19 protein-coding genes are annotated in these 25,043 nt (G+C 69.4%); 14 read left to right on the top strand and 5 right to left on the bottom strand.

What is annotated here, in order from left to right:
* Positions 1–75 precede the first annotated feature (75 nt).
* From ATK30_RS00660 to ATK30_RS00645, 4 genes are all read left to right on the top strand, one after another.
* Complete coding sequence (locus ATK30_RS00660) at positions 76–1,014, top strand: LysR family transcriptional regulator (protein ID WP_101433779.1); 939 nt, start codon at positions 76–78, stop codon at positions 1,012–1,014.
* Between the two features lie 70 nt (positions 1,015–1,084).
* On the top strand, positions 1,085–2,230 hold the full coding sequence (locus ATK30_RS00655; RefSeq protein ID WP_101433778.1) for a cystathionine gamma-synthase: 1,146 nt from the start codon (positions 1,085–1,087) through the stop codon (positions 2,228–2,230).
* Between the two features lie 48 nt (positions 2,231–2,278).
* The gene (locus tag ATK30_RS00650; protein WP_208637212.1) at positions 2,279–2,833 is read left to right on the top strand and encodes a cysteine dioxygenase family protein; all 555 of its coding nucleotides are present in this window, start codon (positions 2,279–2,281) and stop codon (positions 2,831–2,833) included.
* A 40-nt stretch (positions 2,834–2,873) separates the two neighbouring features.
* Entirely contained in the window at positions 2,874–4,124 is a 1,251-nt protein-coding gene (locus ATK30_RS00645; protein ID WP_101433777.1) for a pyridoxal phosphate-dependent aminotransferase, read from the top strand.
* 514 nt (positions 4,125–4,638) lie between these two features.
* Here the strand turns inward: ATK30_RS00645 and ATK30_RS00640 are convergent.
* From ATK30_RS00640 to ATK30_RS00625, 4 genes are read right to left on the bottom strand one after another with little or no spacing between them, the layout of a single operon-like run.
* The gene (locus ATK30_RS00640) at positions 4,639–5,880 is read right to left on the bottom strand and encodes an alpha/beta hydrolase (protein WP_101433776.1); all 1,242 of its coding nucleotides are present in this window, start codon (positions 5,878–5,880) and stop codon (positions 4,639–4,641) included.
* Positions 5,877–6,122, bottom strand: a complete 246-nt coding sequence (locus ATK30_RS00635) for a hypothetical protein (protein ID WP_101433775.1) — start codon at positions 6,120–6,122, stop codon at positions 5,877–5,879. Before ATK30_RS00635 ends, ATK30_RS00640 begins: the two co-directional genes overlap by 4 nt.
* Complete coding sequence (locus tag ATK30_RS00630) at positions 6,119–6,763, bottom strand: VOC family protein (RefSeq protein WP_101433774.1); 645 nt, start codon at positions 6,761–6,763, stop codon at positions 6,119–6,121. The genes ATK30_RS00635 and ATK30_RS00630 overlap by 4 nt, the downstream gene beginning before the upstream one ends.
* 23 nt (positions 6,764–6,786) lie before the next feature.
* Entirely contained in the window at positions 6,787–7,533 is a 747-nt protein-coding gene (locus ATK30_RS00625; RefSeq protein ID WP_101433773.1) for a maleate cis-trans isomerase family protein, read from the bottom strand.
* A 193-nt stretch (positions 7,534–7,726) separates the two neighbouring features.
* On the opposite strand from ATK30_RS00625, the gene ATK30_RS00620 reads away from it, so the two are divergent.
* From ATK30_RS00620 to ATK30_RS00590, 7 genes are all read left to right on the top strand, one after another.
* Entirely contained in the window at positions 7,727–9,835 is a 2,109-nt protein-coding gene (locus ATK30_RS00620) for a hydantoinase/oxoprolinase family protein (RefSeq protein ID WP_101433772.1), read from the top strand.
* Positions 9,836–9,855: 20 nt separating this feature from the next.
* Entirely contained in the window at positions 9,856–12,177 is a 2,322-nt protein-coding gene (locus tag ATK30_RS00615; RefSeq protein WP_101433771.1) for a hydantoinase B/oxoprolinase family protein, read from the top strand.
* Positions 12,178–12,187: 10 nt separating this feature from the next.
* Positions 12,188–13,870 (top strand): (2,3-dihydroxybenzoyl)adenylate synthase, encoded by a 1,683-nt coding sequence (locus ATK30_RS00610; protein ID WP_101433770.1) that lies wholly within the window; start codon positions 12,188–12,190, stop codon positions 13,868–13,870.
* The gene (locus ATK30_RS00605; protein ID WP_101433769.1) at positions 13,867–15,399 is read left to right on the top strand and encodes an FAD-dependent monooxygenase; all 1,533 of its coding nucleotides are present in this window, start codon (positions 13,867–13,869) and stop codon (positions 15,397–15,399) included. Before ATK30_RS00610 ends, ATK30_RS00605 begins: the two co-directional genes overlap by 4 nt.
* 19 nt (positions 15,400–15,418) lie before the next feature.
* The gene (locus tag ATK30_RS00600) at positions 15,419–16,162 is read left to right on the top strand and encodes a TetR/AcrR family transcriptional regulator (protein ID WP_101433768.1); all 744 of its coding nucleotides are present in this window, start codon (positions 15,419–15,421) and stop codon (positions 16,160–16,162) included.
* A 350-nt stretch (positions 16,163–16,512) separates the two neighbouring features.
* Positions 16,513–17,883 (top strand): pyridoxal phosphate-dependent decarboxylase family protein, encoded by a 1,371-nt coding sequence (locus ATK30_RS00595; RefSeq protein WP_101433767.1) that lies wholly within the window; start codon positions 16,513–16,515, stop codon positions 17,881–17,883.
* A gap of 496 nt (positions 17,884–18,379) precedes the next feature.
* Positions 18,380–18,658, top strand: coding sequence for a YciI family protein (locus ATK30_RS00590; RefSeq protein WP_101433766.1), 279 nt, complete (start codon positions 18,380–18,382; stop codon positions 18,656–18,658).
* A 123-nt stretch (positions 18,659–18,781) separates the two neighbouring features.
* On the opposite strand, the gene ATK30_RS00585 is transcribed toward ATK30_RS00590, so the two are convergent.
* A complete protein-coding gene (locus ATK30_RS00585; RefSeq protein ID WP_101433765.1) occupies positions 18,782–20,593 on the bottom strand; it encodes a sialidase family protein in 1,812 nt (603 codons plus the stop codon).
* Between the two features lie 192 nt (positions 20,594–20,785).
* Between ATK30_RS00585 and ATK30_RS00580 the strand changes: the two genes are divergently transcribed.
* The 3 genes from ATK30_RS00580 to ATK30_RS00570 all read left to right on the top strand — a co-directional run bounded on the left by ATK30_RS00580 (position 20,786) and on the right by ATK30_RS00570 (position 24,888).
* Positions 20,786–22,582 carry a CocE/NonD family hydrolase gene (locus ATK30_RS00580; RefSeq protein WP_244194452.1) on the top strand — a complete coding sequence of 599 codons (1,797 nt, stop codon included), beginning with the start codon at positions 20,786–20,788 and terminating at the stop codon, positions 22,580–22,582.
* 63 nt (positions 22,583–22,645) lie between these two features.
* On the top strand, positions 22,646–23,320 hold the full coding sequence (locus ATK30_RS00575; protein ID WP_101433764.1) for a TetR/AcrR family transcriptional regulator: 675 nt from the start codon (positions 22,646–22,648) through the stop codon (positions 23,318–23,320).
* A gap of 194 nt (positions 23,321–23,514) precedes the next feature.
* Complete coding sequence (locus tag ATK30_RS00570) at positions 23,515–24,888, top strand: MFS transporter (RefSeq protein WP_101433763.1); 1,374 nt, start codon at positions 23,515–23,517, stop codon at positions 24,886–24,888.
* Positions 24,889–25,043: the final 155 nt, after the last annotated feature.

The following is a 25,043-nucleotide window of genomic DNA, read 5'->3' as shown; positions in this document are numbered from 1 at the left end:
CCATGACCTGTATCACCAGCGAAAGTCCAGACCCGGTTTCTTTACACGTCTCAAAGTGCTGCTTATTCTTCGGCGATGTTCGACTCGAGGCAGGTTCGCGTTTTCCACGAGGTCGTGCGCGCCGGTTCGTTCGCCGCCGCGGCGCGGAATCTCGGCTACACGCAGCCAGCCATCAGCCAGCAGATGAAGGGCCTGGAACGGGCGGTGGGCACGCCGTTGTTCGTGCGGGCGGGCCGCGGTCTCCGGCTCACCGAAGCCGGCGAAGTCCTCGCGCGCCACGCGGCAGGCATCCTCGGGGCGATCTCCACCGCGCAGAAGCAGATGACCGCCATCACCCGGCTCAAAGCCGGGCAGGTGCGGATCTGCGCCTTCCCCAGCGCCAACGCCACGTTGATCCCGCCGGCCCTCGCCGCGCTCCGGGCCCGGCATCCAGGGATTCGCGTCGAACTGCTGGAAGGCGAACCGCCCGGGTCGATCGATTCCCTGCGGCGCGGCGACTGCGACGTCGCACTGGCCTTCACTTACGAGGCCGAATCCGAGCAGCCTCAGCCCGACGGCCTGGTCACCCTCGAGCTCCTGCACGATCCGCTGGTCGTCCTGCTGCCGCGCGCGCACCCGCTCGCCCGGCGCCGGTCGGTCGAACTGGCCCAGTTGGCCGAGGAACGCTGGATCGCCGGATGCGTGCGCTGCCGCAGCCACTTCGTCCGGTGCTGCGCGGCGGCCGGTTTCGAGCCGGACATCGACTTCACTACCGACGACAACCTCGCGGTGCAGAGCCTCGTGGCCGCCGGGACCGGCATCGCGATGATGCCGAGCATGGTCCAGTCGTTCCTGCGCCATCCCGACATCGTCAGCCGCCCGGTGACGCCCGCGGACTCCCGGATCGTGGCCGCCTACACCTTGGCCAGCCTCAACACGGTGCCGGCCACCCGGCTGATGCTGGAGGCACTCCAGTCGGCGGCCGACGAGATCTCGGGATCGACCAGGTCGAAAATCCCCGCGCCGGGGATATAAGCAGAACCCGCTAGAACGGCAAGAATCTCGAAGTGGACCGAATGGGGCGGGTCGAAGCAGGCTGCTGCACATGACTCAGGTTCACGCGTTCGAGACCGTTGCCATCCACGCTGGGCAGGAGCCCGACTCGAGCACCGGCGCGGTCGTGGTGCCGATCTACCAGACCTCGACCTACCAGCAGGACGGGGTGGGCGTGCTGCGCGGCGGCTACGAATACAGCCGCGCCGGCAATCCGACCCGCACCGCGCTCGAGGAATGCCTAGCGGCGCTGGAGGGCAGCACCTACGCGAGCGCCTTCGCAAGCGGACTCGCCGCGGAGGACGCCGTGGTGCGCGCCGTGTGCGCCCCGGGCGACCACATCCTCATCCCGGACGACCCCTATGGCGGATCCCTGCGCCTGTTCACCCGAGTCCTGCAGCGGTGGGGCTTGTCCGCGAGCCCGGTGTCCCTGAGCGATCTCGACGCCGTCCGAGCGGCCATCCGCCCGGAAACCCGGCTGATCTGGTGCGAGACGCCGACCAATCCGCTGCTGCGAGTACCCGACATCGCCGGTCTGGCCGGAGTCGCGGCCGAAGCCGGCGCGCTCCTCGCCGTCGACAACACCTTCGCGTCCCCGTACCTCCAGCAGCCTTTGGCCCTCGGCGCCGACATCGTCGTGCACTCCACCACCAAATACATCGGCGGGCACTCCGACGTGGTCGGCGGCGCCGCGATCGTCCGGGACGCCGAACTCGCCGAGCACATCCAGTTCCACCAGTACGCGGCCGGAGCGATCGCGGGGCCCTTCGACGCATGGCTGACCTTGCGCGGCCTGAAGACCCTGGGCGTGCGGATGGACAGGCACTGCGACAACGCGGAACGGATCGCGGCCGCACTCGACGCTCATTCCGCGGTCAGCCAGGTGCTCTACCCCGGTTTGCCCAGCCATCCGGGTCACGAAATCGCCCGCAAGCAGATGCGCCGTTTTGGCGGCATGATCTCCTTCCGGCTGGCCGGCGGGGAACAGGCCGCGCTCGACCTCTGTGCCGGCACCCGGATCTTCACGCTCGCCGAATCCCTCGGCGGGGTCGAGTCGCTGATCGAGCATCCCGCGCGCATGACCCACGCGTCGGCGGCGGGCACCGCGCTCGAGGTACCGGCCGACCTGGTCCGGATCTCAGTCGGCATCGAGAACGCGGACGACTTGATCACCGACCTGATCGGCGCTCTCGGCTGACGCCCCGCATTCCTTCTTTCGCCCGCTCCCTCTCGATCGGAGGCCCCCGTGAAAACCGTCCCCGCTCTCGATCCGGCACCCGTCCTTGCCGACCTGGTCTCCGGGGTCCGCGACATCGTCCGCCGCGAGCGCCCGCCCGCCGAGACGGCGCGGCTGGTGGCCGCGCAGCTGGAATCCTTCCTGGCCCGGCCGAATCTCGTGCCGCCCGAATATCGCGTGGGCGACCCCGACCGGTACCGGCAGCACGTAGTCCACTCGGAACCGGACGGCAGCTTCTCCGTGGTCGCCCTGGTCTGGGAACCCGGGCAGGAAACGCCGATCCACGACCACATCGCCTGGTGCGTGGCCGGCGTCTACGAAGGAGCGGAAACCGAGCGCCGGTACGAACTGCGCGGGGAAGGCGCGACCGCACGCCTCGTCGCCGTCGCCGACGTCGTCAACGGTCCGGGCATCGCGTGCGGCTTCGCCCCGCCAGGAGACATTCACCTGGTGCGCAACGCCGAAGAAACCACTGTGGTTTCGATCCATATCTACGGCGCCGACATCGGCAAGCTGGGCACCAGCGTCCGCCGGACGTATCAGCTTCCCGTGACCGACAGCTGACCCGGCCCGCACCATCCACATCGGACACCAGGAGGACTCCGTGGTTTCGCGCTCCGCGACCCTTGCGCTCAACGACGCGATCAACGCGCGTCGTGCGACCGGCGAAGACATCATCCACCTCGGATTCGGGGAGGCCGGGCTTCCCGTCCTTCCCGAGGCAGCCGCCGCGCTCGCCGACGGGGCCGGGCAGAATTCGTACACGCCGGTCGCCGGGACGGTGCGGGCCCGGGAAGCAGTCGCCGGATACCTGTCCCGGGGCGGGCTTCCGACCGACGCCAGCCAGATCCTGCTCGCCCCGGGCAGCAAGGCGTTGCTCTACGCGGCGCTTTCGACGCTGCCCGGCGACGTCGTGCTTCCGGTTCCGTCCTGGGTTACCTATGCGGCTCAAGCGCAGCTGGCGGGCAAACGAACGATCCCGGTGCCGATTCCGGGCGCCGCGGGCGGCGTTCCCGACCCCGAGCTGCTGACCTCGGCGCTGGCCGCCGCCCGAGCACGCGGCGCCGATCCGCGGATCCTGATCCTCACGCTCCCGGACAACCCGACCGGGACGGTCGCCGGGCCGGCGCTGGTGCAGCAGGTCTGCGAACTCGCCGACCGGCACGGACTGACCGTCGTCTGCGACGAGATATACCGCGACCTCGCCTACGACCCCGCCGCGGTGCAAAGCCCCGCCGCCCTGTTGCCCGATCGCACGATCGTCACCGGCGGGTTGAGCAAAACGATGGCCCTCGGCGGGTGGCGCATCGGGTTTCTGCGCGTGCCGGAAGGATCCGCGGGGCACCGGATTGCCGACGGGATCACGGCTCTCGGCAGCGAACTATGGTCCTGCTTGGCCGGGCCGATGCAGGCGGCCGCCGCGTACGTCTTCGACTCGCCGCCGCCCGTTCTCGAGCACGTCCAAGCCAGCCGGCGGCTGCACGCGACTGTCGCCCACGCTGCCCACGACATCTTCGCCAAAGCGGGGATATCCTGCCGCCGTCCGCAGGCTGCCTTCTACCTCTACCCCGACCTCGAGGTCCTGCGGCCCGAACTGGCCGCACGGGGCATCCGCACGGGCGTCGCGCTGGCGGACCACCTGCTCGAAGAGCACGGCATAGGCGTGCTCGCCGGCGAACACTTCGGCGACGCACCCGAACAACTGCGGTTCCGCGCGGCGACGAGCCTGCTCTACGGACGCACCGCCGACGAACGCTGGACGGCGTTGCGCAGCACGGACCCCGTATCGCTGCCATGGATCTCGGCCGCGCTGGAACGACTCGACGGCACCCTGCGCGCGCTCGGGAGCAAGTGACCACACGATCTGGAATGAAGGCCTTCACCGTTCATTCCAGACCGTGTCGGTTGCGCACTGTGCTCTTCGGACACTTGGAACCGTTGTGCGCTGACGCGGTCGCCCCGTCTGCCGTCGTCGTTGGATGGCAACGGCGGCGGTGCTGATGTCGCCGTCGAGTTGGGTTTTACCGGTGCTTCCCGCTTCGGGCAGGTCCTCAAGCGCGAGATCGCGGAATGGCTTTGCTCCGCCTCGGCACCGTTCTCGACCGCCGCCTGCTCCCGTTGTCCAGCGTTACAACCGCCGCAGTGTCGGCGACCCGTGGCTCCGAAGCGTGGCCGGCAGGGGGCGGCCAGTGTCCTGACGGCGTACGGACGACCTCATCGCTGAGAAGTATTGCGCCCCAAGCGATACAGTCTCGCCGCTCGCTTGGCGCTCCGTCGGGCGACAAGCGAGGGGCCGATGCGAGACTAGCGTCGGCAACCTGGCTTGCCTGCTGAAGCTGTGACGGCGGCAACCGTGATGACCAGTCGTGTCATCCCGGGAACCGGTCCGCGAGCCATTCGCCGATTTCGGCTGCCGCGAGGCTGGCTCCGGTCGGGTCGCCGGGCCGGAGGGGGCCGCCGAAGTGGGTTCCGGCGACGCGGCGGTGGTCGACGTCGTCGGTGCCGAGCGCGGCGACCATCGCTTTCGCGTCGTTCGGGAAGCAGGCGGCGTCGCCGGTGAGTTCGACGAACAGGGAGGGAGCCCGGACGCCCGGGGCGCAGCGCAGGAAATCGGCGTTGGTCGTGTTCGCCGACCAGGTCGACAGCCAGGCTTCGGGGGTGACCAGCCTGGCGAAGCCGACCAGTCCGTAGTCGGTGAGGTCGGGTCGCCGGCCGAACAACGATCCGTACGGCCGGTCGTTCGGGTCGAGCGACAGGTCGACGAACCGGAGGTCGGCGTCGGTGCGGTAGATCGTGAGGATGCGGGGGGCCAGCGCGGCCCGGCGGTCCGCGGGGTCTTGGGTGACCTTGAATCGGGTCCGGGCTTCGGCGGCGAGCGCGACCCGGGCCCGGGCTTCGGCGTCGATCCGGGCGATCCGGTCCGCCTGCGCGGCGCGGTACCGGGAGACGAATTCCGCGGAGTAGGCAGAAGACGCTGGGGGAGCGGCGAAACCGTTGGCCGCGGCGAACGGATCGAGGTCGTCGAGCACGGACAGCGGGTCTGCTTCGTCGGCGACCGACGGGTCGATGAGCCGCTGCAGTAGCGCACCCTGTCCCGGGTGCGGGGCGAGGAACACGGCCCCGTCCGGGATCGGCAGGTCCGCCGAGGGAAGGTCGACTGGCCGTCCCGACGGGGCCGCGGCGATGCGTTGTTCCGGAGGCAGCCCCGCCTGCTCGTGGTAGAAGGCGAAGAGGGTGCCGCCGCCGGAATGGCCGAGGGTGATCCTGGCGGCGAATCCCTTCTCCCGCAGGAAAACCTGGCCGGCGGCGACGTCGAGAAGGGCCTGCTCGTGGATCAGGTTCAGGTCGTTGTTCGGGGACCGGGTGCCCTGTGTCCACACCGCGAAACCCCGCGACACCAACTCGGGCACGAGCACGTGGTGCGCTGTGTCCATCCGCGGATGCATGATCGACACGACCGTGTCCGCGCCGGGGAGCGCCCGCAGCACGCCGGAAACCTTCGCGCCGTCGGCGGTCGTCAGCTCGTGCACGGAGGTGACTGTCCCGGGCGGGATCTCGGCCGCTTCGATGTACCGCCCGGCGCCGAGACGCGCTGTCGTCGCGGCGGTCATCGTTCCTCCAGCCGCATGGCGTCCTTGTCCCACTGCGTGATTTTCGCGTGCAGCAAGCCCGCGACGCTGCTGTACCACACGGCGTGCCGACAGCCGGTGGCGCGGCGGTCGATGACGATCGGGCCTGGAGCGCTGACCTTGAAGTACGGGCCGACCCGGTCGACGGTGACGGTGTCGGCCTCGGCGGCGACCGCCACGATCGGCCGGTTTTCGGGAACGTCGAGCAAGAGAACCGCGGTCATCGCGCGGACACCTCCGCGGGCTGGTCTCGCTGCCATTGTTCGGCGCGCTCCACGATGAGTTCCGCCTTCCGGACCAGCAGCGCGTCCATCGACGGAGCGGGCCCGGAGACGACGTCGACCAGGGCGTCGATGGTGATGTTCGCGTCGAGGTCCTCCTGCGGGGTCACCGGCCGCAGGGCCCGGGTGATCTCGACCATGTAGCCGTTGGGGTCGTGGGTGTAGATCGACTCGATGGTCTCGTGCTGGATCTGCATTTCGACCGGCCACTCGCTCCCGTCGAGGCGGCGGCGGTACTCCAGGAGGTGGTCCTCGCTGTCCACGTGGATCGCGAGGTGGCGCGAGCGGATGAAGAAGACGGGCACGTCTTCGGAGAACTTCGCGTAGACGTCGCCTTGCGGGCCGCCCTCGAACTGCTCGAGCCCGAAGTAGTAGAAGAACGCGAGCCGGTCGTCGTTGCCGATGTCGAAGAAGAAGTGGATGAAGTCCGGGTGCTGCTCCGGGCCCCAGCCCGCGGCGCAGATCGAGTGCACCACGGGGAACCCGAGGGTGTCGCGGTAGAAGCGGACCGTCCCGGCCGGGTCGAACGTGGGGAAGGCGACGTGGTCAACGCCCTTCACCAGATGCTGCTGCGATTCAGGCATGCCGGTTCTCCTTTCACGTGAGTTCAGACGGTGGCGCGGGCGCGCAGGAGGCTGCCCGCGCCGTCGATCGAAACGTCGAGGCCGAGGCTGCGCAGGATGCTGTACGCGCCGGCGGTCGCGGCGGAGAGAACGGGAATCCCGAACTCCTGCTCCGCGGGCTCGATCAGGCTGAGCGACGGCATCTGCACACAGCAGCTGAGCACGAGGGCGTCCACATCGGACAGATCCAGCGACCGCGCGGCCGCCATCACTTGCTCGCCGGGGATGCAGCCCACCTCGTTGTTGTCGGACACTTCGAGCGCGCGCCAGTCGGCGATCTCGAAACCCTCGGCCTCGAGATACTCGACGACCTGCTGAGCGAGCGGTTTCAGATACGGCGTCACCAAGGCGACTCGCCGGGCGCCCAGCGCGCGCAGACCCTCTGCCAGCGCACCCGCGCTGGACCGGACAAGGGCCTCGGATCCGCCGGTGGCGAGCTGTTCGGCGACAGCGGATTCGACGCGCCGGTGCTCACCCGGGCCGCCGACCATGACAGCCACCAGGCAGGCGTAAAGGATCACCTCCGGCGAAGCGTCCGCGATCTCCATGACGCAGCGCTCGCGCTGCGCGTTCATCGCCGCCAGGCCCGCCGGCGAGACGGTGTGCATGCGCATCCGCGTCGAGTGGAACGAGAAGTCCGCGGAGGGGTGCCTCGCGAGGATGGCCGGCATCTCGGTCTCGACGGTGACGTTGCTGCTCGGTACGACGAGCCCGATCCGGTGGGTGGTCATGAGGATCCCTTCAATGCTTGCGTCAACGACGAGTATTCGACGCTAACGTCAAGCAGTCAAGTCATCCGTGCAGGCAGAGGCGACGGGCACATCCGCTTGACTTTCTCTGCGCTATCGTCGAATAATCGACGTGGTAGTCGAACTAGTGATCTGGGTCACCTAGGATCGTTCAGCTCAAGGGAGAGCGGAGCTCATGGCATACGTAATCGGAGTGGACGTCGGCGGCACGTTCACGGACGCCGTCCTCGACGACGGCGAGGGCCTGGTGCTCGCGGGCAAGACCGCCTCGACGCCGCCGGACTACTCGGACGGCGTGATGGACGTGCTCGGCGTGCTCGCGGAGCAGCTCGGCGTCCCGGTGGCGGAGATGCTGGCGAACACCCACCACATCGCGCACGGCACCACGTCGTCGCTCAACGCGCTGGTGATGAACCGGGTCCCGGACATCGGTTTCTTGACGACCAAGGGCCACCGCGACTCGATCTACATCATGAACGTCGAGGGCCGCTACCTCGGCCGCGCGCCGGAGGAGCTCCAGAACCCGATCGGGCAGAGCAAATCGCACGGCCTGGTCCGCAAGCGCCACGCGCTGGAGGTCACCGAGCGCGTCGACCGCGACGGCCGGGTCGTCGTCCCGCTGGACGAGGGCGAGGTCCGCGAGGCGGTGCGCGCGCTCGTCGCCGACGGCATCTCCGCGATCGCGGTGTCCTTGCTGTGGTCCTTCCGCAATCCCGCGCACGAACTGCGGATCCGGGAGATCGCGCACGAGATCGACCCCGGGCTGTTCGTGGCGATCTCCAGCGAGGTGTCGCCGCGCATCCGCGAGTTCGCGCGCAACGCGACCACCATCATGAGCACCCAGGTCGGTCCGGGCCTTCGCGATTACCTCGGCGAGCTGGAAAGCAAGCTGCGCAAGGAAAAGCTTGCCGGACCGCTGCTGGTGATGCAGAGCAACGGCGGTGCCGTCGCCGCCTCCGAGGCTCCGGGGAACGCGATCTCCACGGTGGGCTCGGTGCTCACCGGCGGCGTGGTCGGCGCGGTGTCGCTCGGCGAGCAACTGGGCCACCGCAACATCATCGCCACCGACGCGGGCGGAACCACCTTCCTGGCCGGGCTCGTCGTCGACGGCGAACCGGTGCGGTCGTCGACCACGATCATCAACCACCATCCGATCAACGTGCCCACGCTCGAAGTCCACGCGATCGGGTCCGGCGGCGGAGCGATCGCGTGGATCGACGCGGGCGGCAACCTCCAGATCGGCCCGCACAGCGCGCAGGCGGTCCCCGGCCCGGCCTGCTACGGCAACGGCGGCACCGAACCCACGAACACCGACGCGAATCTGGTGCTGGGCATCATTCCCGAACGCGGCCTGCTGGGCGGGCGGCGCGCGCTCGATGCCGGGCTCGCGCGCGACGCGATCCGCACCCGCATCGCGGAGCCCCTCGGGTTGAGCGTCGAAGAAGCGGCCGCGGCGATCTACGAGGTGCAGAACGCGCAGACCGGCGACCTGCTGCGGAAAACCGTGGTCGAGGCGGGACACGATCCGCGCGACTTCATCGTCTACGCCTTCGGCGGTTCCGGCCCCGCGCACTGCGGCCGGTACGCGCAGGAAATCGGCGTCGCCAACGTCGTCGTCCCGCTCGGCCAAGTCGCGTCCGCCTTCTCCGCGTACGGGCTCGCGTCGTCGGACATCGTGCTGGCGAAGGAACTTTCCGATCCGGCGGCGCTCCCGCTGGACCCGGTCCGGGTGCAGCGCAATTTCGAGGAACTCGAAGGCGCCGTCCGCGAGATGCTGCAGCGGCAGGGCATGCAGTTCTCGGCCGTCGAAATCGAGCGAGAGATCGACATGCGCTACACCATGCAGCTGGCCGAGGTGGCGACCCCGATTCCCGCTGGCGAGCTGACCGCGGGCGACGTGGCCAAGGCGGCGGACCTGTTCGAGGCCCGGTACGCCGCGCTTTTCGGCAAGGACAGCGGATTCCGCGAGGCTGGCATCCAAGCCATCACCTATCGCGTCCGCGGCACCGGCGTCCTGCCGTTCTCGCCGACGCTGCCCGAACTCGAGAAAGCCGATTCCGAAGACGCGTCCCCGGCGCTCACCGGCACCCGGAAGGTGTGCCTCGGCGCGAGCCACGGCTATGTCGACACCGCCATCTACGACTACCCCAGGCTCCGGGCGGGCCATGTGCTTCGCGGCCCCGCGGTGATCGAGGTGCCCACCACCACCGTCGTGGTCCCGCACGGCACGACCGGAACCATCGACCGGCTCGGCAACCTGCACCTCGCCGTCGACCAGGCCTGACCTACCCGAGGAGAACTGCCATGACCGCACCGATCCCCGGCTCGGAAATCTTCTCCAGCCGCCCGCTCGACCCCGACGCGCTCAGCCGGGCCGTCGGCGGCGCCGTCCCGCTGCACACCGTCACCCAGGAGCAGATCGACGCCGTCGACCCGCTCACCTACGAGGTCATCCGGCACCGGCTGTGGTCGGTCACCGACGAGATGGGGGAAGCGCTCAAGCGCATGTCCGGTTCCCCGATCGTCACCGACGCCAACGACTTCGACTTCGCCGTCAGCGACGAGGCGGGCCAAGAGGTCCAGGTGGGCCTCTACAACACGATGCTGGTCGGAGCCGTCGACCTCGCGATCTACTGGACCCTGCGGAACAGGTCCGCCAATCCGGGCATCGCCGACGGGGACATGTTCCTGTGCAACGATCCCTGGGTCGGCGGCGGGCTGCACCAGAGCGACGTCATCGTGTACCAGCCGATCTTCCACGACGGCAAGCTGTTCGCGTGGACCAGCGCCATCTGCCACGAACCCGACCTCGGCGGTTCCGGGCTCGGCTCGTTCGACCCCGGGGCCACGGACGTCTTCTCCGAATCGGTGCCGACGCCGCCGATCAAGGTGGTCCGCGACCGCGTCCTGCAGCGCGACGTCGCCGACGCCTGGACCCGCCGCTCGCGCGTGCCGATGCTCGTCGGGCTCGACCTGCGCGCCAAGATCGGGGCCAACACCGTCGGCCGCGACCGGCTCCTCGCGGTGATCGAGCAGTACGGCGCGGACACCGTCAAGGCCGTCATGAAGCGGATGATGAACGACTCCGAAGCGCGGCTGCGCGCCAAGCTGAGCGGGCTGCCCGACGGGACCTGGAAGGCCACCGGCTACCAGGACCAGGCGTCGACCGGCGACCGCGGCCTGCACAAGATCACCGTCGCGATGACCAAAACGGACGACCGGCTGATCTTCGATTTCACCGGCACGGACCCGCAGACCGGCGTCATCAACTGCACCTACGCCGGCATGCGCGGCGGCGTGATGCTCGCCCTCCTTCCCGTGCTGGCCGGAGACATCCCCTGGGCCGCGGGCGGGCTCATGCGCTGTTTCGAGCTGATCTCCGAAGAGGGCACCATCAACAACGCCACTTTCCCCGCCGCCGTCAGCCGAGGCCCGATCGGGCCCGCCTGGCTCACCGGGAACCTGATCGCAGAATGCCTCGCGCAGATGCTCGACCGCGACGTCGACCTCGGCAAGAACGTCCAGGCCTCGTGCTGCGGCACCTGGGACACCGCCATCGTCGCCGGACTGGACCAGCGCGGCGAGCAGCCGGTGCCGTTCCTGAACATCCTGATGGAGCCCATGGCGGGCGGCTACGGCGCGCGCCCGGTGGCCGACGGCATGGACACCGGCGGCCTGTTCTGCATCCCGATGGGCCGGATCCCGGACACCGAAATGACCGAATTCCTCTACCCGTTGCTGACTCTCTGGCGCAGGGAGGAGCCCGACTCGGGCGGGCCCGGCCGGATGCGCGGCGGCGTGAGCGCCTCGCTCGCGGTCACCCCGTACGGCAGCAGCGTGCCGATGGGCCTGGTGTTCGCTTCGGCGGGGAAGGCGGTCGCGCAGAACGGCGGCCTCGCCGGCGGCCTCCCCGGCAACACCGGCCTCGAGATCCTGGCGCGCGATTCCGGTGTGCGGGAACTGCTTTCGTCCGGCAAGCTGCCTGGCAGCCTCGACGAACTGAACGGCACCAAGGAAATCGGCGCCTGCTACGCGGAGAGCTACCTGGCACCCGGCGAAGTGCTGTACATGCACTGGCAGGGCGGCGGAGGTTACGGCGACCCGCTGCGCCGTCAACCGGACGCGGTGGCCTGGGACGTGGCGAACGGCAAGGTGACCGTCGAGGGCGCCCGCGCGAACTACGGCGTGGTGATCGCGAACGGCGAACTCGACGCGGCCGGCACCGCCGATTTGCGGGCGAGCATGCTGGACGCGCGCCGCGACCGCGCCGCGGCTCCTGTCTCCCAAGAGGCGACAGTGGATCTGCGCAATGCCCGGCGGATCGACGACAACCTGGCGGAGGTCTCCATCGGCGAGGCCCGCGTGATCGCGTGCGCGCATTGCGGCCGTCTGCTGGGCGACACCAAGTCCGGCAAGCTGTCGCTGGCCCGTTACGAGGGACCCTCAAGCGCCGCGGGGCCGCAGATCCGCTCCGCGCCGTCGGAGTACGTGGACGCCGAGGTGGTATTCCGCCAGCAGTGCTGCCCGGGTTGCTGGACCGCGGTGTACTCCGGCGTCGTTCCGGCCGACCACCCGGACCACGTGGGCGAACTGACCGCGCTGCTGCCCGCCGCGCCGATCGATTGAGGAGCGTCCAGTGACCGCATTCGATTGGGATGGGCGAGTGGTCCCGTATCCCGCTGATCGCGCGACGCGTTACCTGGCGAGCGGCGAATGGAGCGAGACGCCGATCAGCGCGCGGCTGCACGAATCCGCGCAGCGGCACGGTGATCGCCTCGCGTTGATCACCGCCGAGGGCACGCTCACGTATCGGGAACTCGACGAGCGCACCGACCGGATCGCCGCGGCGCTGGGCCGCCTCGGCCTGCGGCGGCTCGACCCCGTGCTGTTCCAGGCGACCAACCGGTCGGCGATCGTGCTGGCCTGGTACGGCTGTCTCAAGGCGGGCCTGGTGCCCGTCGCGACGCTGGCGCAGCACCGGATGCACGAGATCGGCCACATCAGCCGCAAGGTCGGCGCGAAGGCGCACCTGGTCGAAGCCGGGCTCGGATTCGACCTGGTCGAGTTCGCCCGCCGCGTCGCCGACGGACACCCGACACTTCGCACCGTCCTCACGGTCGGAGCACCGGCTTCCGGTGCCCACCGGATCGAAGACCTCGGAGCCGATATCGGTCCGGCCGAGGCGCGGGCGTTCGTGGAAAGCGTCGAGGCCGAAACCGATCCGCGGGACGTGGCGGTGTTCCAGCTGTCCGGCGGGACAACCGGAGTGCCGAAGGTGATCCCGCGGATTCACGCCGAGTACTGGAACAACGCCCTCCTGTACGCGCAGGCGCTGGGCTGGGACGCCGATACCCGGCTCGCGCACCTCATTCCCGTGATCCACAACGCCGGCATCTCGTGCGCGCTGCACGCCGCCCACTCGGTAGGCGCGACGTTGATCCTGGCTACCCCGGATCACGTCGCGGCGTTCGAGCTGATGGCTGAGCACAGCGTGACCGACGTTCTGATCGGGCACGGGCACTACCAAGCCCTGCGGTCAGCCGAATTCGAGCCGGTCCTGCGTACGCTCCGGCGCGCGGTCCTGTCGGGAGCCAAGGTTCCGGCGGACCTGTTCAGCCGCGTCGACGACGGCGGCACGCACTGGGCGGGACAGATGTTCGGGATGTCCGAAGGCATGTTCCTCGTCACCCGGGCGGACGATCCGGAGCCCGTGCGGAGGACGACCGTCGGCACGCCGATCGCGCCGTCGGACGAAGTCCGGATCCTCGATCCGGGCACCGAGACCGAAGTCCCGGACGGCGCAGTCGGCGAACTCTGCTGCCGCGGTCCGTACACCATTCCGGGGTACTTCGACGCGCCCGAGCACAACGCGGCGGCGTTCACCTCGGACGGTTTCTACCGAACCGGGGACCTCGCCGCGATCCACGTGGTCGGCGGCCGGAGACACGTCTCGATCGAGGGCCGGATCAAGGACCTGATCAACCGCGGCGGGGAGAAAGTCAACGCCGAGGAGGTCGAGGTGCTCCTGATGAAGCACGAGGACGTCGCGGTCGCGTCGGTGGTCGCCGTGCCCGACGAGCGGCTGGGGGAGAAGGCCTGTGCGTTCCTGGTCTCCGAGACCGGCGCGATCTTGACGATGCCCGAGGTGCAGCAGCACATGGACGCACTCGGCGTGGCCAAGTACAAGTGGCCCGAACGCCTGGTCTGGGTGCCGGAACTGCCGAAGACCAATGTCGGGAAGATCGACAAGAAGCGCCTACGCGCCGACGCAGCGGCACTGCTCGCGGCCGAATCGACCCCGCAAGGAGCCGAATCATGAAGCTCGACACCATCGCGGTTTTGGGCGGAGGGCCGGGTGGGCTCTATGCCGCGCGGCTGCTCAAACGCAGTCATCCCGAGGCCGAGGTGACGGTCTACGAACAAGGCGTGCCGGACAAGACGTTCGGATTCGGGGTCGGCCTGGCGTCGCGGACCCAGCGGAACCTGCGGCTCGCCGACGAGGAATCGCTCGACGGCATCGTCGCCGCCGCGCACGGGCACGAAATGTCGATGCGCGTCGGCGACAACGAGGTACGCCTGGCCCACGGCGAACTGCTCGCTATCGGGCGCGCGACTTTGCTGTCAGTACTGCAAAAGTACGCCGAGGACGCCGGAGTCGAATTGCGCTTCGGCGAGCGCCGGTCGGCGTCCGGTATCGACGCCGACCTCGTCGTCGCTGCCGACGGGATCTCGAGCGCGACTCGGACCGACCTGGCCGAGGAGTTCGGGCCGGAGATCACCGAAGGCGAGGGTTTGTATCTGTGGTGCGGCACCGATTTCGCGTTGCCGAGGGCGATCTTCACCCCGGTCGCCACCGAGCACGGAACCTTCGTCGCGCACGCCTATCCCTATGCCCCCGATCGCAGCACCTTCCTGATCGAAACCGACGAGAAAACGTGGCGGCGAGCGGGATTCGACGTCTCGACCCGGGAAACGCCCAACGGGGAAAGCGATCAGCTCTCGCTCAGCTACCTCCAGGAGGCGTTTTCCGAGACGCTGCAAGGAAATCGCCTGATCGGCAACCGCACCAAGTGGCTCCGGTTCCGGACGATCCGCTGCCGCAGCTGGCACACGCGCAACACGGTGTTGCTCGGCGATGCCGCGCACACCGCGCACTACTCGATCGGATCCGGGACGAAACTCGCCATGGAGGACGCGATCGCGCTCGATCGCGCGGTGCTCGCCTCCGGCGATCTCGGCGAGGCCCTCGCCAAGTACGAGGCGGAGCGGCGGCCCGCCGTCGAGCACTTGCAAGCCATCGCCGAGCGCTCGATGGCGTGGTGGGATTCGTTCCCGGACCGGTTGGCGATGCCGGTGGAGCAGTTGATGATCGCCTACATGACGAGGGCGGGAAAGGTCACCGTCGACCGGTTCGCCGAGTCCGCGCCGCAGGTCGCCCGGCCCGGCCTGGCGGCGTTCGCCGGGGTCGCGATCGACGAGGTTCCGTCCCCGGCCTCGGTCGCCGAATGGATCCTCGACCAGCCCCTGGCCTGCGGCGCGCACCGGTTCCCCCGCCGCATCGCTCCCGAGACGCTGCGGAACGCCGGCGGGACAGTGCCGGTCGAGATCTCGGCCCGTCCGTGGACCCCCGAGACGGCCGACCTGATCGCCGTCCTGCCGCACGCGACCGCGTATTGGCTGACCGGTCCCGACGACCGCGAGGCGACCCTGGACCGGCTGGACGCGGGCGAGCGCATCCGCCGCGCGACCGGTGCGCTGGTGGTCGCGGACGTGCCCGCCGGGCTCCGCACTGTCGCCGCGGGTGCGGTCGCCAGCGAGCGTGTCGACCTCGTCGCGTTCACCGGGTGATGGACTAGCCTTGGCCGCTATGACTTCCCCAGCCGCCGACGCGGCCGGCCCCGCGCCCAAGCGGCGGGGCCGGCCGAACGTGCGACGCGAACTCGTCGAACGGCAGATCAAGGAGAACGCCGCCCGGTTGTTCGCCGAGCGCGGCGTCGCCGGGACGACGCTGCAGGACATCGCCGACGCGACCGGCCTGACCCGCCAGGCGGTCTACCACTATGTGGCCAGCAAGGACGACCTGTTCGCCCAGCTGGTCAGCGAGATCGCCGACCAGCCCGCCCAGCTGCTCCACGAGATCAACTCGCTGGCGGACCTGAGCCCCGACACCAAGCTGCGGCGCATGGCGCGTTCGCTGGCGTTGAACCAGATGGCGAATCCCAACCGGTTCCGGCTCATGATCCGCTCGGAGTCCGATCTGCCGGAGCACCTCGCGAGGTCCTACCGGGCCAGTCGTCGGCGCGTGCTCAAGGAGCTCGTCGAGGTGATCGAGGGAGGCATCGCCGACGGAACATTCCGGAACGTCAACGCCCGCACCGCGGCACTGGGCGTCATCGGCATGCTCAACTGGATCGCCTGGTGGCACCAAGACGGCGACGACGAACAGGACACGGCCGACCAGCTCGCCGAGATGGCCGTGCGCACCGTCCGGAGCGACAACCGGACCCCGGAATCCCCGACGGTGGAACGCATCCTCGCGAACGTCCGCCGCGAACTGGACATGGTCGAGCACCTGGCGCGTTCGGACGACGGCGGCCCGGTACAGGCATAGAGCGCGCTGAATTGCCGCGCATCGGGCAGGCATCGTCGGGTCACGAGTGTCGTTCTCACGCCGCGGGCTGTGATGAAGTCCTGTATGGCGGCGTGGAGGTCCGAGCCTGCGGTCCGATCGACGATCACGCGAGCCCGGGCTCCCTCGGGAGGACTCGGTGATCCGTTCGCGCGGCACCGGTTGCCGGTGAGCATTGCGTGTTGTCGCCGGTGGAGTCCCGGACCGAGCGCGGCCTAGACGATCCTGCCGACCTCGATGGATGTTCCGCGCCGAGACAGGAATCCGGGAATTTCCCCTCGGGCGTATGAGAACCTGGCCACCGGGTAGTCGTGGCATCGGGAAGGACGTCCATGCACGAGGAGCACTCTCTCTTCACTCGGGCCGCGGAGCTGGCTGCTGACTACGTGGCCGGTCTGGGTGATCGACCGGTTGCGCAGCCGGTCGACCTCGAGGCCTTGCGGAAGGCTTTCGGAGAAGAACTTCCCCGCGGCTCCAGCCCTCCTGACGCCGTTGTCGAGGAACTCGCTCGCATCGCCGAGAAAGGACTCGTGGCGACGGCGGGGCCGCGGTTTTTCGGGTTGGTCATCGGCGGTGCCTTGCGGTCCGCGGTCGCGGCGGACTTCCTGGCGGCGGGGTGGGATCAGAACAGTTTCAATCCCGCTCTGTCGCCCGCCGCGGCCGCCGCGGAGGACGTCGCGGGCGGGTGGCTCAGGGATCTCCTGGGGATTCCGGCCACCGCGTCGACCGGGTTCGTCACCGGGGGACAGGCGGCCAACACGGTCGGGCTCGCGGTGGCGCGTCATCAGGTCCTCGCCGCAGCCGGGTGGGACGTCGAGCGGGACGGCCTCGCCGGGGCGCCCGCTCTGCGCGTTGTCGCGAGCGTCGAGCGGCACGCGACCATCGACCGCTCGCTGAGGTTGCTCGGTGTCGGCACCAGGGCGATCGAGGAGGTGGCCGCGGGTCCGCAGGGTGCGATCGACGTCGAGGACCTGGCCAGGGTGCTGGCCGCGGGCGAGGGTCCGACGATCGTCTGCCTGCAGGCGGGGAACGTGAACACCGGTGCCTGCGACGACCTGCGCGCCGCCTGCGCACTCGCGAAGAGCCACGGTGCCTGGGTCCACATCGACGGTGCTTTCGGGCTCTGGGCCGCGGCCAGCCCCACGACAGCGGCGCTGGTCGACGGCCTGGAACTGGCCGACTCTTGGGCGTGCGACGGCCATAAGTGGCTGAACGTCCCGTACGACTCGGGCTTCGCGTTCTGCGCGCACCCGGCACTGCACGCCGAGACCATCGCCTATCGCGCCCCTTACTTGGCAGGCTCTGCCGAGTTGTCCGGCATGGGCGACCTCACGCTCGAGGCGTCGCGACGCGCACGGGTGTTCGCGGTGTGGGCGGCCTTGCGGGAATTGGGGCGCGACGGTGTCGCCGACCTCGTCGACCGCTGCTGCCGGCTTGCGCGTCTGTTCGCCGCGCTCCTCGCCGAAGGCGGTGCTGAGATCGCCAACGACGTCGTCCTGAACCAGGTGCTCGTCGGCTTCGGCGACGACGACCGGACGGAGGCGATCATCGACGCGGTTCAACGCGACGGCACCTGCTGGCTGGGCGGCACCACCTGGCGCGGTCGCCGTTACCAGCGCATCTCGGTCTCCAACTGGTCGACCACCGAGACGGACGTCGAGCGCTCAGCTGCGGCGATCCTCCGCGCGGCTGCGGAGAACTGATTGGTTCGCACGCTCCAGTCGGACGTGAGCACACGACCACCAGGCGCCGATGCACCTGACAATCCCATCGGGAGTGGTCGTACCGCGGCCTGTTTGACCTAAGTGGACGGACGCAACGTGCGCACGCAGCTCGTCGACCGGACCGGGCAGCGTCCTCGGCCTATACCTCCGCGGCGGTGCCCACGCTCGACTGCGACCTGCGGGGGCGCAAGGTCGGCGACACAGCAACTCGTTCATGCATGCGCGCAACGCTGCTTGTCGACGTCCCAGGTCCCTCCACTGTCCAAGCAGCCCGAGAATTCCCGCTGCCCGTCGACCCACGCTTTGTGCCTTGCGCACACGTCGTATTTCACCTCGTCGCCGTCCCGGCGTTGATACCCGTACCGGGGCGGCGTCCTAGTCGGCGTTTTTCGCACCGGGGCCCTTTTCGGAGTAGAAGGGTGGACGGTCTCCGGGAATAGCCGCGCAGGCCCTGGGACGGCATAGGATGTGTGGCATGGAATTCGTCGTGATGTACCGCTTGCGCGAAGGAATCGACCGTTCTCGAATACTCGAGGTGTACCCGCGGCACAGGACGTTCTACGAACAGTTCCGCGCCGACGGCGGCGGCCTGCTCGCGCTCGGTCCGTTCTCCGTCCCGGATCCGGCGGCTGGGTCGATGGGCATCTTCAGTTCGCGCGAGGACGCGGAACGATTCATCGCGGCTGATCCGTTCGTGGTCGAGGGTCTCGCCGAAGCACGGATCCTGGAATGGGACGTCGTGCGCTTCGCATGAACGCCGGTGACTATCCACTGTGGATAGCAGGGTGAACACGTTCGGCATGGACGTCTTCAACCGGTGACCGCGTGGGCCGGGCCAGGCCAGGTCAGGTCAGGCCCACGCCCGGCCCACGCGGGGTTAGTTGCTGTTGTCGTACTGGGCGAACAAGCCCGTGCCCGCGGTCTGGCGGACGGCGACCGCCTTGGCGGTGTGGGAGTTGTCGGCGACCGCGCGGGAAGTGACGCAGGCTCCGGTGCAGCCGTCGGCGTAGGCGAACAGGACGCGCCCGTACTTGTCGACCGTGATGTCGTTGAAGTCGAGCAGGTTCCGGTCGTTGCCCGAGCACCCGACGCCTTCCAGGCAGATCGAGCCGCGCTGCACCGGGTCCTTCGGTGTGGCGTCGACGGTGGTCCAGGTGTGCCCGCCGTCGTAGGTGGTGGCGAGGTACAGGTGCCACTCGCCGCCGGTGTAGGTGCTGCCGTCGGCCGACTTGCCGAACGAGGAGTCCTGGAAGTCGCCGGGTGTGGTGGTGCCCAGGAACCCGAAAGTGGCGCGGCCGCCGCTGCCCGCGATGACCTCGGGGAACACCGCGTTCTGGATGTTGAGCGCGGCTCCGACGTCGACGGGTGTGGTGAACGTCTGGCCGCGGTCGGCCGACGTCGTGATCTCCGGGTGGCCGCTGCCGTCGACGAACCCGAAGTACGCCGTGTTCTGCTGGTCCGCGGCGACCGACGGATCGCTGGTGCCTCCGGTGGACAGCGGAACCTGGCGGACCTGCCAGCTGTCGCCGCCGTCGGTGGACACCGCGACGGCCTGATGTCCGTTGCAGCTCTTGTTCGGCAGATAAGCGGTGCCGTCCGGGGCGGTCCGGAGGTGTCCGTGCAGTCCGCCGCATCCGCTGGTGATGCTGTCGTACACCGGTCGCGGGCCGTTGAAGGTGAGCCCCCCGGTGTCGCTGCGAGCGCAGAACGCGCCCTCCAGGTACTGCGAGCAGTAGTAGACGGCGTCCGGGTAGGTCAGCCCGGACAGACCGGCCGGGTACCGCCCGTGGCCGACGGTCTGGTGGTCGACGCCGGACGGGGCGCCGCCTTGGGTCGGCCCGACCCAGCTGGCGCCGTCGTTGTCGGTGTAGGAGAACAGGCTTTGCGTTCCGGCGAGCTGGGCGACGAAGGTGCGCCCGTGCACGGAATCGGTGTCGAGGATGGGGTCGAGGGTCGTGATGCCTTCGACGGGTGCCGTGACGTTGCTCCACGACGCGTTGCCAGCCCGGTCGAAGGCGAGGCGCAGGGTTTGCGTGCCGGCCTGGAACATCGCGGTGCCGCCGTTGCCGCTCTGGTCGGCGGTCCAGTCGACGCCGATGGACGGTTCGCCCGCGGAGTCGCCGAGGCCGGCGGGGGAGGAGTAGTTGCGGTAGCCGGGGCTCTTGGTTCCGGGCGAGCCGAACCCGCCGGGGATCGCCCCGGGCGGATCCGTGGTGAGCACCAGTTTGCCGGTGTAGGTCGTCGGGCCGCCGGCGAAGACGCAGGCTGTCGCGTCGTAGCTGCCGGCAGCGGGGTTGGCCGCGACGATCTGCTCGGCCGCCCCGACCCCGCCGGTGTCGGAGTTGCTGTGGGTTCCGTCCGGACGCGTGACCGTCAGGACTACGTCCGCGGTCGGTGCGTCCGGCGTGATCGTGAACGCGGCGGTGAGCCGGTGCGTCGGGTAGAACCCGGCGGGGAGCTGCAGATCGATGCCGTGGTGGTCGTTGAGGCTGTCGGACACCGACGTGGTGCAGTCGGATCCGGAGTTCGCCCCGCCCGGCAAGGTGCCGGTCCACGTCGCCACCACCTGCCCGCCCGAGGTCGTCGACGGGCTCACCGTCTGCGTCGATGGGGTCGACGCCGCGGCGGCCGTCGCGCAGCCCAGTACGACTGCGATGGTCAAGGGAACGATCAAGGCACGCGAACGCATTACGATCTCCTCGCTGTCGCGCGGCTGGCGATCGGAAAAATCGCGACGGACCGTAAACATTCACCCGCTCGAATTACCAGACTTGTCGCTCAATCGTGACGATCGCTCACGGCCGGGCGCGAAGACGCGTAACCGATTCGCCGCCCGCCCGTTGGGGGTGGTGCTGGGAGCGGCGGGCGGAAGGCGGGCGTGATGCGACGAACGTGGGCACTGGCAGCCGCAGCGATGCTGCTCTCGGCGGTGCCGGGCACAGCCGCGGCGAGCGCAGCCAGCTTTTCCGTGACGACGCTGCATTTCAGCGTCCTCGCCGGGCCGGGCGGAGCGGAGCGCTGCGACATCGTCGGCGATCTCTACCTGCCCGCGGACGCGGGACCGCAGCATCGGGTGCCGGCCGTGCTGACCACCAACGGGTTCGGCGGCTCCAAAGACGACCAGGCCGGGCTCGCGCGCTATTTCGCCGGCCAGGACTACGCGGTGCTGTCCTATTCCGGGCTCGGCTTCGGCGGTTCGGGCTGCAAGATCACCCTCGACGACCCCGACTGGGACGGACAGGCCGCGAGCCAGCTGGTGAGTTTCCTGGGCGGCCAGAACGGCATCGCCTACGCCGACGCGGCGCATACCCAGCCGGTGGCGGGACTCGAGTCCGTCGTGCACGACCAGGTCGACCACGCGGGCAACCACGACCAGTACGACCCGCGCGTCGGCATGATCGGCGGCTCCTACGGCGGCGAGGTCCAGTTCGCGGCGGCGTCGGTCGACCCCCGGATCGACACGCTCGTCCCGCTGATCACCTGGAACGACCTCTCGTACTCGCTCACCCCGAACAACACCGACCTGCGCGGCGGCGTGACCTCCAACGGCTCCGGCGTCACCAAGCTGACCTGGCCGCTGCTGTTCTTCTCCGAGGGCGCGCTGCTCGACAGCGCGACCGGTTTCCAGTACGACCCGTCGCGGGTGATCGGCTGCCCGAACTTCCCGACCGAGGTCTGCACCGGGCTCGCCGAAGCGGGCACGCTCGGCTATCCCACGAGCGACCTGCTGGCCTTGCTGCGGCACGCGTCGGTCAGCACCTACTCCAGCCGGATCCACGTCCCGGTGCTGCTGATGCAGGGGGAGAACGACACGCTGTTCAACCTCAACGAGGCGGCCGCGACCTACCAGACGCTGAAAGCCCAGGGCACACCGGTGAAAATGGTCTGGCAGTCCTGGGGACACTCGGGCTCGACGCCGGCGCCGGGCGAGCTCGATCTGTCCAATCCGGACCCGGGCACGCAATACGAGACCGCCCGGGTGGCGAGCTGGTTCCGCCAGTACCTCGCCAACGGCCCGGCCGACACCTCCCCGGGGTTCGCCTACTTCCGCGACTGGGTGCCCTACACCGGGATCGCGACCCCGGCCTACGGCACCGCGCCCGCCTACCCGGTCGGAAGCCCGACGCGGTACTACCTTTCCGGCACCGGCCTGGTCACCGATCCGGCGCGGATCGCGGCGGGCTCGCAGAGCTTCGTCACCCCGCCGGCGGGATTCCCGACCAGCTCCTCGGGCATCGACGCGTTCTCCCCGAACCTGCCGCCGGACTCCAACCTTCCCGGCACGTACGCGTCGTGGACCGGGGCCGCCCTGCCCGCGGCCGTCGACGTGGCCGGGACGCCGACGCTCGACGTGCGGCTGCAGGCGCCTACCGCGGCGCTGACCAGCGCGACCGGGCCGGCCGGTCAGCTCGTGCTGTTCGCGAAGGTCTACGACGTCGCCCCGGACGGCACGGAAAGCTTGGTGCACAACCTGATCGCGCCCGCACGGGTGGCCGACCCGACCGCGCCGGTGCACATCACGTTGCCCGCCATCGTGCACCAGTTCGCCGCCGGCCACGCGATCCGCGTCCTGCTGGCGAGCGGCGACCTGAACTACCGGGGCGGGCTGGCCCTCGCGCCGGTGACTGTCAGCACCGGCGACTCGGGCCAGGTCCTCACCCTGCCCACGACCGGCTGACCGGCTTCCCTCCGCGCAGGCCGCGAGTTGAAGGCACCGTCGCGTTGCCCGTATAAGTTGCTGATGGACCTCGACGGTTGGGAAGGTTCGCCACCTCCGTCGCTGGCGAACCCGGCTTTGCTGCGCGAACCCCCGGCGACCGAACGCGGAGTGCGCACGCGCGCGAGCTTGATCGCGGCGGCGCGGGCGGTGTTCGAGCGCGTCGGCTATCTCGACGCGCGGCTCGCGGACATCACCGCCGAGGCGAAGTGCTCGACCGGCACGTTCTACCTGTATTTCAAGAACAAGGAGGAGATCTTCGCGGCGGTGCTGGCGGTCGCGGAGGAGGAGATGCGGCACCCGGGCATGGGACGGGTGGCCGACACCGGCGATCCGTACGCCGTGCTGGCGGCCAGCAACCGGGCCTACCTGGAAACCTATCGCCGCAACGCCAAGCTGATGGCGCTGCTCGACCAGGTCGCCAACATCGACCCGGCCTTCCAGCGGCTGCGCCGCCGGCGAGCGCAGGCGTTCATCGACCGCAACGCGCGGGGGATCGCCGACCTGCAGAAGCGCGGCCTCGCGGATCCGGACCTCGACCCGGAGCTGACCTCCCGCGCGCTGTCCATGATGGTCAGCCGCGTCGCCTTCAGCACGCTCGCGCTGGACGAGGGCGGGCCGCCCGATTTCGACCATCTCGTCGACACTCTCACCCGCATCTGGGCCAACGCGCTGCGCTTTCCGGACCATCGCGGGTAACGCTTCGAAGTCCGGCACGGGCCCGCGCCGCCGGTCCATTGACACTCGTGTCAGCGTGTCGCACACTTGCACCCGCTCGCCGACCTGAACCTGACGTCAGGTTCGAATGCCGCAGCCGGCAGCGGCGCTCATCGAGGAGGCTCGGCAGCGTTCGTCCACCGCGAAAACCCCTTCAGTGCACAAAGGAGTGGCTGATGACCGCATCACCGGTGGGGCCGGACGGGGCGCGCAACGGGCCCGTTCCGCACGGCCGAATGCCGCGGAAACTGCTTGCTGCCGGCCTCGTCGGCAGTTCGATCGAGTGGTACGACTTCTTCCTGTACGGCACGGCCGCGGCGCTGGTGTTCGGGAAGGTGTTCTTCCCGTACAGCTCGCCCCTGATCGGCACGCTGCTGTCGTTCAGCACGTTCTGGGCCGGCTTCGTCGCCCGCCCGATCGGCGGCGCGCTCGCCGGTCACTTCGGCGACCGCTACGGCCGCAAACCGGTCGTCGTCACGTCGCTGTTCGGCATGGGGCTCGGGACCTTCCTGATCGGCTGCCTGCCCGGCGCCTCGTCGATCGGGGTGTTCGCGCCGATCCTGCTCGTCGTGCTGCGGTTCGTCCAAGGTGTGGCGTGCGGCGGCCAGTGGGGCGGCATCGTCTTGCTGCTGACCGAATCGGCCGGCCCGAAGCGGCGCGGATTCGCCGGCACGTTCGGGCAGATGGGCGTCCCGTTCGGTGTCATCCTCGGCAACGTCGCGTTCCTGCTGGCGACCGCGTCGACCTCGCCCGCGGCCTTCCTGAGCTGGGGCTGGCGGGTCCCGTTCTTCTTCAGCGCGGTGCTGTTCCCGGTGGTGCTCTACATCCAGGCGAAGGTCGAGGAAAGCCCGGAGTTCCGCCAGCTGCGGCACGCCGCCGACCGGAAGGCAGGCAAGACCGTGCGGGCTCCGCTGGGCGAGGCGATCCGCCGCCATTGGGGCAAAATCCTGCTCGGCTGCGGTCTGCTCGCCGCGACGAACGTGCTGTTCTACATCAGCATCGCCGGGGTGCTCAGCTACGCGACGGTGAAACTCCACATGCAGCAAAGCTCGCTGCTGACGGCGTCGCTGTTCAGTTCCCTGATCACGGTCGGCGCGACCCTGGCCGGCGGCGCGCTGTCCGACCGCTTCGGCCGCCGCCCGATGGTCATGGCCGGCGCGGCCGGCGTGATGCTGTGGGCGTTCCCGTACTTCATGCTGGTCAACACCGGGACCATCGCGGGTTTCCTGGTCGCGGTGACCGTGGGCGGCATCTTCCAGTCGGCGATCTACGGCCCGCTGGCCGCGTTCCTCGGCGAAATGTTCGCGCCGAACATCCGCTTCTCGGGCGCCTCGCTGGCCTACCAGCTGGCGGCGATCATCTGGAGCGGCGGGACGCCGTTCATCATGACGGCTTTCATCGCGTCGACCGGCACGACCACGTTGGTCGCGGTGTTCGTCGCGGCGACCGGGCTGGTGACGTTCCTGTGCGCCTGGGCATTGCGGGAAACCAACCCGGCGTCCGTCCGGAACGATCCGGCGATGGTGCCGGGGGTGCAGTTGCCCGCTTGACCGGTGGCTGCGCTCCGACGTTCGCCGGTGACGCCGAATTCCCCGGTGTCACCGGCTTCGCCGCCGTGAGGTCCGGTGGGAACGCCCAGTTCGACCGCGCCAGCCACCCGCACTACAGCTGCGTCTGACACTCGCCGATTTTCGCGCCGTGGCCC

The organism is Amycolatopsis echigonensis (assembly GCF_002846615.1).
GTDB classification, from domain to species: Bacteria; Actinomycetota; Actinomycetes; order Mycobacteriales; family Pseudonocardiaceae; genus Amycolatopsis; species Amycolatopsis echigonensis.
This window is presented reverse-complemented; position numbering and strand designations above follow the sequence as displayed.